Genomic DNA, 15383 nt, shown 5'->3' with positions numbered 1-15383 from the left:
ACGCTTAATATACGCACACCTCCCGTTGAGGACAACAACGTTAAGGAACGTGTGAAGGACGCGATACAACGGAAGAAAGACGCTACAGAAACGGTTGAGGACGCATGGTTACGTATAATCGCGATGAAGAACAGCGATATCGACCACGAACGATTACTTGCCGTAAAAGGCGCTATGGCGACGGGTGCAATAGGCAGACATCCGTCCGGCGTTGGCAAGCGGTTTAGTAAAGCGGAAGCACTGCGGATGTGGGCGGATTTGAAAGAGATGACGCGCGCCGATACTCTGCGGAGAATGGTCGATGAGATGCCCGTAAATTACGAATTGATTACGGGGAAGGATCGGCTGGCAACGTTAAAACAGCAGCTACTCGCGGAGGATACTATAGCGGTCGATACGGAGACAACCGGAGTTGACGTGTACACGGACGTAATCGTAGGCATGTCGTTCACATTACCGAAAGCGGACATACACGTATACATTCCGGTCGATCACGTAGGAATTGAGCAACTTTCGAGGGATTACGTGCTCACCGAATTGGCGCCAGTATTAGCGTCGGAGAGTATCGGCAAGGTTCTGCATAACGCCATATTCGATATCGCGATGTTCCGGCGCCACAACTCGGACTTACGCGGCGTTATATGGGATACGATGACCGCGATGCACATGTTAAACGAAAACGAAGATTCATTCCGGTTAAAGGACCTCGCGCCGAAGTATCTACGAGTCGAATCAGATACATTCGCGGAACTATTCGGAAAGAACGCGCAGTTCCGTGAGGTTCCGATTGATATCGCGTTAGTATACGCAGCAAAGGATACGGACTTAACGTGGAAGTTGTACCAGTTCCAGCGGAGATACTTCGATAAGCTTCCGACATTACTCGAATATTACCGGACGGTCGAGGTCCCGTTACTCTACGTAATCGTCGATTTAGAAGCTAACGGATATATCCTCGACTTGGATTTCGCGAAGGAATACGGGGAGACGTTAGGCGCCCGAGCGAAGGAGTTACACGAATATCTCATCGCAACATTATCGGAATATCACGAAGGTGACGAGGACTTAAACCTTAACTCTACTCCGCAGATGAAGTTGGTATTATCGAAAGCTATCGGTAAGGAACTTCCGAATATGGACGCGAAGAAGACGTTAAAACCGTTAGCTACGCAGTTCGAAGTTATCCGTAATCTACTTGAATATCGGAAGATTACGAAACTAAGCGGAACGTACATCGATGCGCTTCCGTTAAAGCAAAATCCGACAACTGGACGCTGGCACTCGCGGTTTAATCCGATGGGAACCGTTACGGGACGATTCAGTTCCGGCAAGGAAGAGGATAACACAAATCAATTTAATGTCCAAAATCAGCCGAAGGAAGCGCGCCGAATGTTCGTAGCTCCGCCTGGTAAAGTATTGATAGGCGCGGATTTCAAGGCGCAGGAGATCCGGTGCACCGCGTATTTATCCGGAGAACCCGTCCTAATCGAAGCTTTCGAAAAGGGAATCGATCCCTATGCAAATATGGCGAGTATGTACTACAAGCGCCCATACCAAGAAGTTAACAAGCTTCCAAACGGCGATGACACGCCGGAACGAAAAGCGATGAAAGTCGTATGGCTCGCGACATTATACGGAATGAGCGATTTCTCACTTGCGGATATGCTTAAGCTTAAGAAACCGGAGGCGGCCGCGTTTAAAGAAGAGTTGTTCGGTGGGATGCCGAAGCTGTCCGCGTGGCTGAAAGCGAATGAGGCAGACGTTGCACGAGACGGCTTCGTATGGGCGGATAAGCAACAACGTAAACGGCGCCTGCCTGACGGTAAACTTAAGCGTAAAGAAATCCCGTACGGCAAATGGAACGACCCTAAATACGAAGAGTACCGTAGGCACAACGCTAAGATTAACCGGGCCATGCGCCAAGGTACGAATGCTCGCGTACAAGGATCCTCGTCGATACAAACGAAGGTTACGATGATCGAGGCGGACCACTATTGTAAAACGCGCGAGGATTGGAACATGTGGGGATCGGTACATGACGAGTTGCTATTCGAGATTCCCGAAGACTTTACCCGCGATGATATCGAACAAATCCGCAGACTCATGACGGAATCGTACGGATGGGGCGACGTTAAGAACGGGACCGATATCGAGGTTATGCGAGTGTGGGGCGAAGGGGTTCCTGCTGACGAATGGTTTAAAAATAAGGAGGCGGAATATGCAAATTAGCCAAGCGAAGAAACTCGAAGTTATCACGAAGCACGGACGCAAGTTTAGCGCGAAGAATGGCGGAGGCTCACCGATACTCGAAGGTATCCATTACGCTGCAGACGGATCAATCGTAGCTACGGATCGCCATCGCATGTTACGGATTAAGGACGCGCATAATTACACCACGCCATTTACGTCTCATGCGGTAACCGGCGTTCCAATTGACGGAGTATTTCCGGATACATCGCGGATCATTCCGGATAACTTGCCTACGCAGATTACGTTAATTACGGATTATAAACGCGATGACATAAAGGCGGCGATTGCCCGCGTTAAACTAGCGGTTGAAGCTTCGAAAGTAGCCGGAGATAAATCGTATATCACGAAGTTAGCATACGTAGATTCATCCGTAACGCTCTCCGTAAATAACGAGGAACAGTCGGTAACGCTCGCTTGTAATATTAACGCGGATGTATCCGGACCCGACGAAACGGTATCGTTTAACGCGGAATACATGTTATCTGCACTCAACGTATTTAAGGATGCCGGAAGCCAGCGTGTGATTATCGGATTAACTGGCGCGATGTCGCCGATTGTTCTACGCGATGAAGAGAACGGAATTGACGTCGTAGTCCTTCCGTATAGGACGGTGAAATAATGACGCACGATACCGCAAGTTACACATGTCCCAATTGTCATAAAACAATCCGCGTACTAGCGGACGAATACGGAGATCATCCGTGTCCTAAATGCGGATGGGAACCGTATGACGAAACGGAGGATGACGAAGAGGATTACGGTACTGATACGTTAGATTGCGGTTGTTGCCGATGTTGTGGATGCTCGTGCGATGATAACGAAGAGGAGGCGGAAGTATGCGAATAGTTGAGACGCGTAATATTGACGATGACGGGTACGGAGGAATGGAGTTATCTATCGCGACTAACGACGATAAAGGTGGCGTGGATTTCTGCGCAGCTTGCGATTGTCCCGAAGATAATACGTTCCATCGCGATTTAAAGAGTGCGTTAGGTATCCGCAGATTACTTGTGTTGGCGTACGAAGCCGGTAAGCGCGGTGAGGATTACGAGTATGAGTTCGTAGACGAGTCCGAAAAGGGGCGTGGTTAATTGAGTATATTCACGAAAGTAGGCGCGCCATCAATTCCGTTAGCTGACCGCATCGCATCCGATTTAATAGCGCACCTTGACGCATGGTTCAGCGTTCCCGAAGTATACGACGATGCGCTAGACGCGGAGATTCACCGATGGTACGCGGATATACTTACGAATAGGCAACGTAAAGTATGGGCGCCGAAGGACATTCCGTACTTCTCGCCATCGTCCGTAGGGTCATGTAAACGAATGTTGTACATGAAGCAGATTAAGAAACCGCAGGATAATGCGAATAAACCTCCGTATCAAGGACGCTGGAATCAATTGGGAACAACGGTGGGCGATCTTATCCAACGTAATATGTTATTCGCGGAGAAACATTACGCAGCTAAGGTCGGTCAACATCCGCGATTCGCCTTCGAACGTAACGCATATAATGAGCCGATGTTCGAACAGTTTGCGCCAGGACTCGCACGAGTAACGCATAACGGTAAAACATTCGCACTCTACGGATTCTGCGACGGTATCATGCTTTATCGGACGGATGATGGCGAAGTCTTACGCGTCGGACTCGAAATAAAATCGAAGCAGACTACGTGTTCACGTACCGGAGATTACTCGATGAAAGCTGCGGAGGACAAGCACGTTAAGCAAGTCGTATGTTATTCGCAAATGTACAACGTAGATTATTACGTTATCCTCTACGTTAACTGTTCGAAGAAAAACTACGTAATGACTCCGGAAGAGTATGCGAAGAGTCCGGATATCCGCGCATTCGGCTTCGAGATTACCGACGCGATGCGCTCGGAAGTATTCGACGGATTCACGGAAGTCCTCGACGCGGTAGAAAGCGGAATCCCTCCGAAGTTGGATATCGATAACTTTACGTTCAACAACTTCAAACGCGCATGTTCGCTATCGTTGACGGATGAAGAACTCGCGGATATCCAACGTCAAGTAAGCGCGCTACAGCGTTCATCACTTCCGGATTACAAGAAGCGTGGTCCATCGGAAGCACTGGCGGAGATTGAACGGATTAGAGCGGAGAGTACGAAGGAGGTGGCGCTATGAAGAAGTTCTTAAATAAAGCAATGGGCGGTTTCGTATACGTTGGTATTATAGGCGCGGTGTTCCTTGGATTCTTATTCTTTTTATCGATGATATTTGGCGCGGATAGTTCGCTGACTGCTCGGATTATATTCGGAGTCCTAGCGTTGCTATCATTCATTTCCGGTTATATTTCCAGTAAAGAGTCGGAGGTGAACGCGTGATCTACGTTATCGAGTCTATACGTAATCGCGACGATGGGAGTCCGCATGAACGCGAAGCACGTCGCAAGGGACAGCGCGTAGAATTGTTATCATACGACGTTGGCTCGCCTATGCTCGTATGTTATCGCGATGACCATAACAGTATCTTACGGACATCCGAGGTAGTCAGCGTACTTGGCTCGGACTGCGGATCATTCCGGAGGATAACAACGAAGAATACCGTTTACACTTTCCGAGAGGAGGTGGTAGATCATCCCGAAAACTGACGCACATACAACGCTCCACCTCGGACTCGACACGTCACTCACGAAATCCGGTTACGCGGTCATATCGGTTACTGACCGCAAGCCGACGTTAGTTGATTACGGACTTATTAAGTCCACCGCTAAATTCTCGGACGGCGAGCGCTTACGGCAGATCCACGCAGGTATTACGGATGTTCTAGGCAGATATCCGAATGTCGAGCGTGTGATTCCGAGGGAAGCCGGAATTGTCCGGTTTAACATTCCGACTAAGCAGATATTCAAGAGCCACGGAGTAACCGAATTCGCTCTCGCAGATTACGAAATCTACGATATCAATATCCAAACGGTGAAGGCGTGGGCGCGGCGGATTACGGGATCGCCAGGTAAGCGTAACGACAAGGCGATGATTGCGGAAGCCGTCCGGATATACTTCGATAATCCGGAGTTACCGCTGAATAAAGATGGCGACGAGGCGGACGCAATTACGGTGATCCTATCGTATCTCATCCGCGAAAATATGATTGACGGAGGTGTCGCGTGAAAATTCCGCAGAAGGTTAAAGTCGGCGCAATGACGTATGACGTTAAAATTACGGAACATCCCATTACCGTGAGCGGACGTGAGTGCGTTGGCTCAATCACGTATGATAAGCAGCTAATAGAAATCCGCGATGAAACGTATCACTCTACGCAATCAATGGTCAATACGTTTTGGCACGAATTATTCCACGCGTTTACACACGAACGTGGCATCGAATGGGGCGATAATGACGAGTTGTACACGGAGGAACTTGCGAAGGCTATGCACGCGTTTTGTGTAGATAACGGACTCGACTTTATTGAAGGCGGAGGCGCTGCGTAATGAACTGGATATGTTTCAGATGTGAATGCGGATGTGGCTTCGCAATTCCAACGTCGGATATTCCGAATGACGTAAGCTGTCCAACATGCGGTAGCGAGTGGGACGTATCAGACACCGGTGAGTGTATCGTTGATCCGAAGATTCAGCCGATATGTTAACGATGGACGAACGCCTACTCTACGCCCTCCGATATGAACGCGAAAGACTGACGTGGAATATACGCATTAAGACGGAAGATATCGCGATGATGACCGAACGATTAGCGAGTGTTGACGCGCAGCTATTAAAATACGAAACGGAGCGATGACTTATTACGCAAACTAATCGACTACTAACGGACGAGTTTATCGCACAATATCCGGAGTTTCCGGAACAAATGAACGCGCTAGGACAATTCGTATATCTGCGGACATATTCGCGATTCTTGCCGAGCGAGGGACGGCGTGAGAATTGGCGCGAGACATGCCGACGTGCTACGGAATATAACGTACAACTCGGCGTTAACCATACGGATAATATCGGTTATCCGGTTGGTTACGAGTGGCACCAGAAAGAGGCGGAATTGCTATTCGATAATATGTTTAACCTGCGCCAGTTTCTAAGCGGACGCACGCTATGGGTCGGCGGTGCGGAGAACGGAGTAGCGGACAAGTATCCACTCGCGAATTTCAACTGTTCATTTATTAACGTTGCGTCATGGTCCGATTTAGGCGATTTATTCTACTTGCTAATGGTCGGTACCGGCGTTGGATTCAAATGTACGAAGGAACTCGCTGCAGGACTCGCACCGATACGCACGAATACAACGCTATTACATTCGAGCTACGAGCCAGTACCGAAGTCCGCACGCTACGAACATACGCAATTCCGCGACATGGAAAACGGGTACGCGAAGATTTACGTAGGCGACAGTAAGGAAGGATGGGTTGAGTCGCTACGTCTGTACCTCGAAATCCTAACGGAATCGCGCTATGAGCATATCCACACGGTTAAGATTTCGTATAACTCCGTACGTCCGAATGGAGAGCGCCTGCAGACGTTCGGTGGCACCGCGTCGGGACATGCGCCACTACTGGAAATGTTCGACGGAATTAATCGCGTATTGAAGAACGAAATCGATCCGTCGCTGGCCCCGTTAGATGAAGTACTTACGTGCTATCACGATGATGAAACGGATGACTGCGGTAACCCAAGCGGATACAGCCGTGTGCGTCCGGTTCACATCCTCGATATCGGAAACCTCATCGGAAATAACGTTGTGGTCGGAGGCGTGCGTCGTACTGCGGAAATATTCCTTATGGACGCGGATGATTACGAATGTATCTTCGCTAAATACGGACTCAACGGAATATGGGACGCGGAGAAACATGCGAAGGTAATAGACGTGGCTCACTCTCTCGGACTCGTGGATCAAGTTAAATTCCTCGAAGGGATGGCGCTGAATGATCCGAATGTGCGACCACTGCATCACCGCAGGATGTCGAATAACTCTATCGCGTTTGAGACGAAGCCCTCGCGTAAACGATTGAACCTCGTGTTCGAGATGATGCAGGCGGAAGGCGAGCCGGGATTCGTTAACTTAGAGGAAGCGCGTAGACGTCGCCCGAACGCTGAGGGCCTTAATCCCTGCGCAGAAATACTTCTAGATAGCTACGGCGTCTGCAATTTAACCACCGTTAATATGACCGCGTTCGTAACAGGCGATGAATTTGATGTGCGTGGTCTGCTCGAAGCACAACGTTTATCTGCTCGTGCCGGAATGCGTATGACACTCGCTGAAATAGAATTACCGCATTGGAACGCAATTCAACAACGCGACAGACTACTCGGCACTTCGCTAACCGGCGTTAAGGACGCGTTCGCATCTGTTGGGTTCTCCAATATGAAAGAATCCGGATTCCTCGGCACATTAGGACGCACAGCTCGTGAAGAGGCGGATTCATACGCTAAGATACTTCGCGTATCCTCGCCATTACTCGTAACAACGGTCAAGCCGGAAGGCACAATATCACAGGTAGCCGGCGGAGTATCATCCGGATTACATTGGTCGCATTCTCCGTATTATATCCGCCGCATACGCATTAACGCAGCCGATCCGTTAGCGAAGGCGGTCGTTGATCTCGGGTGGAACGTTAATCCCGAAGTTGGTACGCCGGGCGAAACACGCGAAGAACAACTCGCCAATGCGCGTACGCTCGTAATCGACTTTCCAGTAGCGTCCGGCGCCAAGGAAACGAAGGATGACGTATCAGCATCGCGTCAACTCGATACTTACTTCGCTTTCCAGCGTCACTATACGGAACACAACTCTTCGAATACAATCACGGTACGACCGCACGAATGGGCGGAAGCCGAAGCGATTGTATACGATAAATGGGACGAGTTCACCGCGGTATCATTCCTCGCGTTAGACGGCGGTTCGTATGCGTTGGCACCGTACGAGGCGATTACACAAGCGGAGTATGAACGCATGGCCGCGGAGATGAAACCGTTTGATCCTGCGATACTAGCGCGATATGAAACTAACGGAATCAGCGAACTAGACGATGGCGACATCGACTGCGCTACCGGCGCGTGTCCAATTAGATAGTTACCGAATGAGTCCGCCACCTGCGTATAGGTTGGCGGATTTTTTACGTTTATTTACGGAAAATGCCCCAACCCTCGCTGCCAATCCGAATAATACAGTATGAAACAAAATTGTACGCGAAGGAGTGATCGCTATAAACGCAATCAACGTAAACATCCGCAAGCTCCACGAAGACGCCGTTATTCCACGGTACGCAACGCCCGGCGCCGCAGCATTCGATCTTGTATCGGTAGCCGACGTCATCATCGCGCCAGGAGAGACCGCGTTAGTACCGACTGGACTCGCGTTCGAAATCCCCGTCGGCTACGTAATGGACATCCGGCCGCGCTCCGGAATTACGGTGAACACGAAGCTACGCGTAGGAAATACGCCGGGTACGATTGACTCGGATTTTAGAGGCGAAGTCAACGTGATCATCGATAACATCGGAGTAAAGGATGTATTCATCGCGGGAAGCTCCAACGGTCACCTCGTACTAATCGCATCAACCGGAATAACGTACGATGTTACTGGTGCTAATTCCGGAGTCAAAGGAAATCTCGACGGAACGTATCTAATCCGCAAAGGAGACCGCATCGCTCAAGCGCTTATCCAACGCATTCCCCACGTAGAGTTCACGCAAGTTGACGCGCTTAGTGAGTCGGAGCGAGGCGAAGGTGGCTTCGGACATAGCGGAGTTACCTCGGAGGTGACCGCAGAATGACGCAATGGACGCTTGAGCATCCAGTACTAACCACGATAATCATAATATTCGCGATAGGAATGACGCACGACATTATTGTTAACGGAGCAAACGCGTTAAGTAAAAAGAAAGGCGGTGAAAAAATGACGGACGAAATGTTACGCAAATATGTAATGTTTAGCGCGCTACTACTCGCAATAGATTCCGTAGGCGGAGAGTTAGCGGAAATATTCACGGAAGAGGAAATCGCTACTATTGACGCTATATTTACGGAGGAAACCGAAAAGTTACCCGATAGTGGGCGTCAGGAACTGGTACAGACGATGCTCCGCGAACACTTGGCGGATATTCTCGCAACAACGAAGGAGGTCGAGGAATGAACGCACTTGTCGGATTAGTCCTCGGAATCATATTAAAACTGATAGCAACCTCTTCATTATACAACGCGACTCCCGCGGAGGGGTTCATAGTTTATCTAATCGGATTTATCAGCGGTTATCTACTCGTAAAGGAGGCGCAGAATGAACGTTAAACTAATCGCACACTCAACGCTAACACCGGAGTTTCTCGCATCGTTACCGTTCGACCTCGTAGGCGAATACGGATGGGACGCGCGTGAGAAAGCCATCGCATTAACCGCAATCCGTACGTGCTATTCACCGCTTAAGCCTACGGAGATCGTCGCGAAGGAGGGCGCCAAGTACTTCGGTAATACCGCGTCAGATAACGAAGGTGGTACGGAGGCTGACCGATTGTTCCGGCATATTACGCGATCCGGTCATACTAGTACGCTCGAACATCTGACGTATACATTCGCGGTCGAAGGCGTAAGTCGCGCATTACTAGCGCAGCTAACGCGTCATCGTCACCTATCGTTTAGCGTACAGAGTCAACGATATGTTCCGTTCGGATCAGGTAATAAGAGCGGTGGATTCGATTATGTAACGCCGGAAAGTGTTACAAGTTCGCAAGCAACTACCGGAGAGACCGTCGGATACGGAACGGTTGACGGAAAATACGGGAGGATGTACAAGACGCCGGATCACATTTACACACGAGCGATGGAACGCGCGCAAGGAACATATGACGAGTTACGGGCGTTAGGAGTCCCGCAGGAAGACGCACGCATGGTCCTTCCGAATGCAGCTACGTGTAATCTCGTTATGACCGGCAACCTACGTACATTCCTCGATTTCTACGCGAAGAGACGTCCAGGTAACGGAGCGCAGGCGGAAATAGCGGAATTGAGCGTAAGTATCCGCGATGAGATTACGAAGGTTGATCCGTGGTTATCGGCGTATTTCAAATCGAAGGAGGACAAATAGATGCCACAATTAATCAAAGTCACAACCGCTGACATCATCACCCGGAAACGTATTGAACTCGCGGAGTTAGAGGCGAAGCTTGCGGATGAACGTCGCGCTAACCGTCCGAAAGTAGGCGATTATGCCCGCGTGCTTTTGGGAGGATCGGATATTACGGTTGGAACCGTCGTCACCGTTACCCAAGTGGAACCGGTCGATTATGACGGAAGCCTACCCTTCGAGGTAGCGAGTGTACTCTTACCGGAAGTAGACGCGGAATGGGTTACGGAGATCGAACTCCTCACGCCCGCCGAAGCGAAGTCCGTGCTACTTGCGCAAGTCGAAGCGCTGTTTAACGTAGAGGAGGCGGACGAATCTCGCGAAGTATCTACGAAGTAATCATCGCAACTATCACGTTATTCTTCGGAATCAGCGGCGTTCCTCCTAACGTAGCACTTGCGGACATACTCGCACCGCCTCCGCCTGTAACCGCCAATATCACCGCAGTTTCAACGTCTAAGTGGCGCACATTCAACGCATCGGCGTACATAGCGATGTGTGATACGGGGTGCACCGGCACTACCGCAACTGGCGTGGATGTACGTAATCGGACGCGTTACGACGGAATGGTTATAGTAGCGGTTGATCCGAACGTTATTCCGCTGAAATCAACGTTGAAAATACGGTTAGCGGATGGGACGGAAATGACGGCGATAGCGCTCGACACGGGTACTGCGATAAAGGGGCGCAAGATTGACGTATTGATGGCGCGATTAAAGGATGCGCGGGATTTCGGAAGGCAGGACGTAAAGGTTCGGATTTTAAATTAACGATAAGGGAGCGGATTATATGAGAAAAGTTAACGAAGCCATCACGCTATTACCTGACGAATCACTCGGAGGATTGATGCGCGAATACAACGAGGTTAAACGGAAGGCGCGCGTAGGTGAACTCGTTAAAGCAACGGCGGACGACGTACTTGGACTCAGCGGATTTAAGCGCGATCATACATTCGCTGTGACGGGAATTGGTCACATGAGCGGCGGAGACTATTACGGTGCTGAATTTACGGATAATAACGGAAGAGGACGTTCGTTTTGGAGTATGGAAGATTACGTTGTCCTCGAACCCTCCGATATCATCCGCATCAACACTGACCGCGACGGAGGAGCTGAACGATTCCGCATGGTCGAACGGAAAGCTGCGGTGGGCGAGCGCGTTGTTATCGTCCACGCGAGTATGACCAACGGTACGTACACAAATGGGGCGGTATTTACCGTTGATCACGTAAGGGACCTCTTAATTTATATTGATACGGAAGGACTCGATATCGTCTCCGTAATAGCACACACCGAATACCGCGTACTCGAACCGTTAACCGCCGCAGTCCCGACGCAACTATCCTCGCTCGATCCCGTTGACCAATACGCAAGTAACATCGCGAAGTTAACTACGAAGGTGCAGGCGTTGGAGAAACGTGTGGCAACGTTGGAATCCGCTAACACCGCTAAAGTAGCGTCAGGTCCCGTTGATACTGCGCTACCGAGTTTCGCGAAGCTAGACGTAGCAAAAACGGCGCAACAAATCCGCGACGAAATCGTAGCGCGTGCGAAGATTGACGTTGCGCGTTTGGTAGCGGAGGTTAATGGATGCGATTGGGAGAATAGCGCCATTCCTGCGTTTGAGGAACACGGACCAATGCAGATTAATTTCGTAGTCAATCGGGAAAAAAGAACGGTTGTTGCGTTAGCATCGTGGAATATACTTCCCGGAAATATCTGCGAAAGAGGGACGGCAAAAGCCGCAGCTGGCGAAGTGTTTAACGTTCATATCGGACGCGCTATAGCGTTACACCGTGCGTTAGGACTCGTAGTACCTGCGGAGTATATGAGCGTGCCGGCACCGACGGAGGTTCGCGTAGGGGACGTTGTGTCTGGTACATGTACTGATGGTGGATACTACTCGGTGAATAAGGCGTTCACGATTACGGAGGTACTCGAAAATGGTTCGTATAAATACGCGGAGAATACGGGAGATTGGATGTGCGCGGGAGACGTAGGACAAATCATCGATGACAGCCGTGAGGAATCGGAAGGGGTGAGCGCGTAATGAAGATATCCGAAACTTGCGATTATTGCGGAAAGTTCGCAAGCTCTCCGTACAGTTTCAACCATGAAAACGTGTGGTATAGCGGTCATAAACGCTGTATGGGCGCGCCGATGATTCGAAAGCTCACGCAGGTAACCGTATTGACTACGTTACCTAACATCGCATTAACCGGACTTATGCGGAGTGGAAAAGACGCTGTAGCCGCGTATCTCACGCAAAACTACGGATACACGCGGTTCGCGTTCGGCGACGAACTCAAACGTTATGCACACGAATTATTCGGAGAACCGAACGGTAAGCCGCGCGAGTTATATCAGTGGTTCGGTCAGACGATGCGCGAACGTGATCCCGATATTTGGACGCGGAAATGTTTCGATAACATCGAGGATTCGCGCCGTATAATGGGACACTACGGTGTATCGGAGCGCGCCGTAATCAGCGATCTCCGCCAACCTAACGAACTCACACGTTGTTGCACCGAATCCTACGTAATCATCCGCGTAACCGCACCGGAATCCGTCCGTATTGACCGCGCAATCAAATCGTCTGATACGTTCAATCTACGCGATTTAACGCATGATACGGAGGCACACGTTGAGGGATTCGCGGTCGATTACGAGATTAACAACTCGAAAACACTGGTGGAGCTTTACGCACAGGTGGATGCAATAATGGCGGAACTAGGAGGTGGTATTCACGATTAAAGAAGACAGAGTATTAGTCACGTTAATCTCAGTTACAATTAAGCACTACGAGAGTTTGGGGTATGAAATCCCTCGTAGGAAGACCCCAAAAGGGATGCAAGTCCGGCATGGGGCAACATTATTAGTAGATGTTACCGATCTACCTGTCAGTAGTAGAGCAAAACTGACTAAGATATGTGACTACTGCTCTGAGGAGGTATTACGACAGAGTTTTTACGCAATTATACGCTGCAGAGTAGAAGGAAAAGACAGGTGTCGTAAGTGTTCTTTAAAGGAGATGTTAAAGAATACGGCATCTACACGAGGTGCATCTATTTCGAGGGGAAGGATTGAAAATGCTCCGACTCCATCCCACAACCTTCTCATAAAATACCCAGAAGTGGCTAAAAGTTGGCATCCGAACAAAAACAAGAAGACTCCTATTGATTATACGCCATATAGCAGTCAAAAAGCTTGGTGGTTATGTGCTAAATGTGGGTATGAATGGGAGGCGATAATAGGAAGCCGCACTAACGGAGGAAATGGTTGTTTTATCTGCAGTATGTCTAAAGGAGAACGCAGAATTGTGAACTTCTTAAGACAACAAAACATCGTATTTATTCTCCAAGCTACTGCACCAGGACTAGTTGGCATGGGCGGAAACCCATTACGGTTCGACTTCGTTTTACCAACCGAGGAAGGACGGTGGTCCTGTGTAATTGAGTTTGACGGCATACTTCATTCAGGCCCTCGCGATTTGGGCGATGGTGCGGAGATATCCTTACGTAGCTTCAAAGTGCGTCAAGAACACGATAGGCGAAAGGATGAGTGGTGCGCACATAATGGAATCCCCTTGTTGCGTATAAATCACACCGAGTTTAACCACATTGAAGATATCTTAACGGAAGAGGTGACCGCCAATTGAACGCTGACCAATGGACCCGGAATATGTACGGTGAGACTCCGCTAGAAGCGCATCGTAAGGGATACGAAGCCGGCTATATGTACGGATTCATCGACGGATTACGCGGAAAAGAACCCGACAGTCGTACGCCAGGTAAGCGGTTTAGTGACGAAGATGAGGCGGAATAGTACGAAATAGGCAATCGTAATTATTCCGCAGTAAACACGAGCCATCCGTCCTGCTCTCCGGCAAATTCGTAGCGGCGCGGTTCACGCGGTAACTTCGTTTTATTGAAGAATTTCGCAGCAGACGCGTAACCGCGCATATCTACGTTAGCAGCGGTAGGATCACCGAAGGATGCCGCTAGTCTAACCGCAATCAACCGCTTACCGCGATCATATCCGAATGATACACGCGGAGATACTCCGTTTTCTTCCTTGCGTAGCTTGTATAACGCGATTAAATCGGAGGAGAATCGGATACGGCTGTGTACGTCCGTAGCGAGGAATAGGTTGAGCATCGGTACACCTACGATGTTGAAGCGTTTAGATACGGATGCTGACGTTGTTGATGGCGCTAGTTCAATCGTTGATTCATCGGATTTACGTGCCATAGGCGGAATCCTCCGTTTGATTAATTTTATGACGCAAGTATAACGCAAATGTAACGAAATAACAAATACGAAGGTGGAGGCGGTTTATTGATAACTCATATCAACTTTAACTCCGGCGGTATAGGTTCGTGGGCAACGTTAAAACGCGTATTAGCAGTGGCTGCTCCGTCGGATAGCGTAGTTAACCTATTTACGGACACTCTCATCGAGGATCGCGACTTATACCGCTTCATTATCGAAACCAATGCGGAAGCCTACGGAGTCCCGAGTCCTACCGCGCTATTAGTGAGATGCGCAGAGATACCGGACATCGAAACGGAGTCTGACGTTGTAGTACGTAAATTAATGATCGCGGAGATAGCTATGGAAGCTATGCGTTTAATACCGGGACTCGTTTGGATAATCGAAGGTCGTACGCCGTGGGAAGTATTTCACGATACGCGATACCTCGGCAACTCACGCTTAGCTAAGTGTTCTCACGTACTCAAACAAGAGACAGCAGCCAAGTGGATACACGCTAATTACTCGCCTGACAACTGTAAATTATATCTAGGCATTGACTGGTCGGAGGACCACCGGAGAACAGCGCCAGTAGCGAATTGGGCGCCATATACCGTAGAGTTTCCGATGTGCGATGAACCATACCTTGATAAACACGACATGCTCCGGATGCTAGACGGATTGAACATCGCAAGACCTCGCCTATACGCGTTGGGGTTCGCACACAACAACTGCGGCGGTTTCTGCGTACGCGCCGGTCAAGGACACTTCGCTAACCTCCTCACACAGTTCCCG

24 protein-coding genes are annotated in these 15383 nt (G+C 49.7%); 21 read left to right on the top strand and 3 right to left on the bottom strand.

The annotated features are described in order from the left end of the window. Positions 1-51 precede the first annotated feature (51 nt). The 11 genes from J2T13_RS00940 to nrdJ all read left to right on the top strand — a co-directional run bounded on the left by J2T13_RS00940 (position 52) and on the right by nrdJ (position 8293). The gene (locus tag J2T13_RS00940; RefSeq protein ID WP_429367461.1) at positions 52-2229 is read left to right on the top strand and encodes a DNA polymerase; all 2178 of its coding nucleotides are present in this window, start codon (positions 52-54) and stop codon (positions 2227-2229) included. Next, positions 2219-2869, top strand: coding sequence for a hypothetical protein (locus J2T13_RS00935; protein ID WP_429367459.1), 651 nt, complete (start codon positions 2219-2221; stop codon positions 2867-2869). The genes J2T13_RS00940 and J2T13_RS00935 overlap by 11 nt, the downstream gene beginning before the upstream one ends. Further along, positions 2869-3096, top strand: a complete 228-nt coding sequence (locus tag J2T13_RS00930) for a hypothetical protein (protein ID WP_429367457.1) — start codon at positions 2869-2871, stop codon at positions 3094-3096. Before J2T13_RS00935 ends, J2T13_RS00930 begins: the two co-directional genes overlap by 1 nt. Continuing rightward, complete coding sequence (locus J2T13_RS00925) at positions 3087-3341, top strand: hypothetical protein (RefSeq protein WP_429367456.1); 255 nt, start codon at positions 3087-3089, stop codon at positions 3339-3341. The genes J2T13_RS00930 and J2T13_RS00925 overlap by 10 nt, the downstream gene beginning before the upstream one ends. Continuing rightward, the gene (locus J2T13_RS00920) at positions 3342-4397 is read left to right on the top strand and encodes a hypothetical protein (RefSeq protein WP_429367455.1); all 1056 of its coding nucleotides are present in this window, start codon (positions 3342-3344) and stop codon (positions 4395-4397) included. It abuts the gene before it with no gap. Then, on the top strand, positions 4394-4597 hold the full coding sequence (locus J2T13_RS00915) for a hypothetical protein (protein WP_429367453.1): 204 nt from the start codon (positions 4394-4396) through the stop codon (positions 4595-4597). The genes J2T13_RS00920 and J2T13_RS00915 overlap by 4 nt, the downstream gene beginning before the upstream one ends. After that, positions 4594-4863, top strand: coding sequence for a hypothetical protein (locus tag J2T13_RS00910; RefSeq protein ID WP_429367451.1), 270 nt, complete (start codon positions 4594-4596; stop codon positions 4861-4863). Before J2T13_RS00915 ends, J2T13_RS00910 begins: the two co-directional genes overlap by 4 nt. Then, entirely contained in the window at positions 4847-5383 is a 537-nt protein-coding gene (locus J2T13_RS00905) for a crossover junction endodeoxyribonuclease RuvC (protein WP_429367782.1), read from the top strand. Before J2T13_RS00910 ends, J2T13_RS00905 begins: the two co-directional genes overlap by 17 nt. Continuing rightward, positions 5380-5703 carry a hypothetical protein gene (locus J2T13_RS00900; protein WP_429367449.1) on the top strand — a complete coding sequence of 108 codons (324 nt, stop codon included), beginning with the start codon at positions 5380-5382 and terminating at the stop codon, positions 5701-5703. Before J2T13_RS00905 ends, J2T13_RS00900 begins: the two co-directional genes overlap by 4 nt. A gap of 151 nt (positions 5704-5854) precedes the next feature. Beyond that, positions 5855-6010, top strand: coding sequence for a hypothetical protein (locus tag J2T13_RS00895; protein WP_429367447.1), 156 nt, complete (start codon positions 5855-5857; stop codon positions 6008-6010). 69 nt (positions 6011-6079) lie between these two features. Continuing rightward, on the top strand, positions 6080-8293 hold the full coding sequence (gene nrdJ / locus J2T13_RS00890) for a ribonucleoside-triphosphate reductase, adenosylcobalamin-dependent (RefSeq protein WP_429367445.1): 2214 nt from the start codon (positions 6080-6082) through the stop codon (positions 8291-8293). On the opposite strand, the gene J2T13_RS00885 is transcribed toward nrdJ, so the two are convergent. Beyond that, entirely contained in the window at positions 8294-8539 is a 246-nt protein-coding gene (locus J2T13_RS00885) for a hypothetical protein (RefSeq protein WP_429367799.1), read from the bottom strand. Between J2T13_RS00885 and dut the strand changes: the two genes are divergently transcribed. From dut to J2T13_RS00860, 5 genes are all read left to right on the top strand, one after another. Then, entirely contained in the window at positions 8436-8996 is a 561-nt protein-coding gene (gene dut / locus J2T13_RS00880) for a dUTP diphosphatase (protein ID WP_429367780.1), read from the top strand. The genes J2T13_RS00885 and dut overlap by 104 nt on opposite strands. Continuing rightward, positions 8993-9355 (top strand): hypothetical protein, encoded by a 363-nt coding sequence (locus J2T13_RS00875; protein WP_429367443.1) that lies wholly within the window; start codon positions 8993-8995, stop codon positions 9353-9355. Before dut ends, J2T13_RS00875 begins: the two co-directional genes overlap by 4 nt. Next, positions 9352-9507, top strand: coding sequence for a hypothetical protein (locus J2T13_RS00870; RefSeq protein ID WP_429367441.1), 156 nt, complete (start codon positions 9352-9354; stop codon positions 9505-9507). The genes J2T13_RS00875 and J2T13_RS00870 overlap by 4 nt, the downstream gene beginning before the upstream one ends. Continuing rightward, positions 9497-10300 carry an FAD-dependent thymidylate synthase gene (gene thyX / locus J2T13_RS00865; RefSeq protein ID WP_429367439.1) on the top strand — a complete coding sequence of 268 codons (804 nt, stop codon included), beginning with the start codon at positions 9497-9499 and terminating at the stop codon, positions 10298-10300. The genes J2T13_RS00870 and thyX overlap by 11 nt, the downstream gene beginning before the upstream one ends. A gap of 129 nt (positions 10301-10429) precedes the next feature. Further along, a complete protein-coding gene (locus J2T13_RS00860; RefSeq protein ID WP_429367437.1) occupies positions 10430-10678 on the top strand; it encodes a hypothetical protein in 249 nt (82 codons plus the stop codon). On the opposite strand, the gene J2T13_RS00855 is transcribed toward J2T13_RS00860, so the two are convergent. Then, complete coding sequence (locus J2T13_RS00855) at positions 10668-10829, bottom strand: hypothetical protein (RefSeq protein WP_429367435.1); 162 nt, start codon at positions 10827-10829, stop codon at positions 10668-10670. The two genes, J2T13_RS00860 and J2T13_RS00855, sit on opposite strands and share 11 nt — an antisense overlap. 4 nt (positions 10830-10833) lie before the next feature. Between J2T13_RS00855 and J2T13_RS00850 the strand changes: the two genes are divergently transcribed. From J2T13_RS00850 to J2T13_RS00830, 5 genes are all read left to right on the top strand, one after another. After that, the gene (locus J2T13_RS00850; RefSeq protein ID WP_429367433.1) at positions 10834-11109 is read left to right on the top strand and encodes a 3D domain-containing protein; all 276 of its coding nucleotides are present in this window, start codon (positions 10834-10836) and stop codon (positions 11107-11109) included. Positions 11110-11185: 76 nt separating this feature from the next. Further along, positions 11186-12388 (top strand): hypothetical protein, encoded by a 1203-nt coding sequence (locus tag J2T13_RS00845; protein ID WP_429367431.1) that lies wholly within the window; start codon positions 11186-11188, stop codon positions 12386-12388. Continuing rightward, positions 12388-13092 (top strand): adenylate kinase, encoded by a 705-nt coding sequence (locus J2T13_RS00840; protein ID WP_429367429.1) that lies wholly within the window; start codon positions 12388-12390, stop codon positions 13090-13092. Before J2T13_RS00845 ends, J2T13_RS00840 begins: the two co-directional genes overlap by 1 nt. A gap of 379 nt (positions 13093-13471) precedes the next feature. Beyond that, positions 13472-13996: a zinc-ribbon domain-containing protein gene (locus J2T13_RS00835; RefSeq protein WP_429367427.1), complete on the top strand. Its 525-nt coding sequence runs from the start codon at positions 13472-13474 to the stop codon at positions 13994-13996. Further along, positions 13993-14163: a hypothetical protein gene (locus J2T13_RS00830; RefSeq protein ID WP_429367425.1), complete on the top strand. Its 171-nt coding sequence runs from the start codon at positions 13993-13995 to the stop codon at positions 14161-14163. The genes J2T13_RS00835 and J2T13_RS00830 overlap by 4 nt, the downstream gene beginning before the upstream one ends. A gap of 20 nt (positions 14164-14183) precedes the next feature. Here J2T13_RS00830 and J2T13_RS00825 read toward each other — a convergent pair whose 3' ends face one another. Beyond that, entirely contained in the window at positions 14184-14588 is a 405-nt protein-coding gene (locus J2T13_RS00825; protein ID WP_429367423.1) for a hypothetical protein, read from the bottom strand. Between the last annotated feature and the right edge of the window lie 795 nt (positions 14589-15383).

Source organism: Paenibacillus sp. DS2015 (genome assembly GCF_050433705.1).
In the GTDB taxonomy this organism is placed as follows: Bacteria; Bacillota; Bacilli; order Paenibacillales; family Paenibacillaceae; genus Paenibacillus_AQ.
Note: the sequence above shows the minus strand (reverse complement) of the source record. Positions and strands in the feature narration are given on the sequence as shown.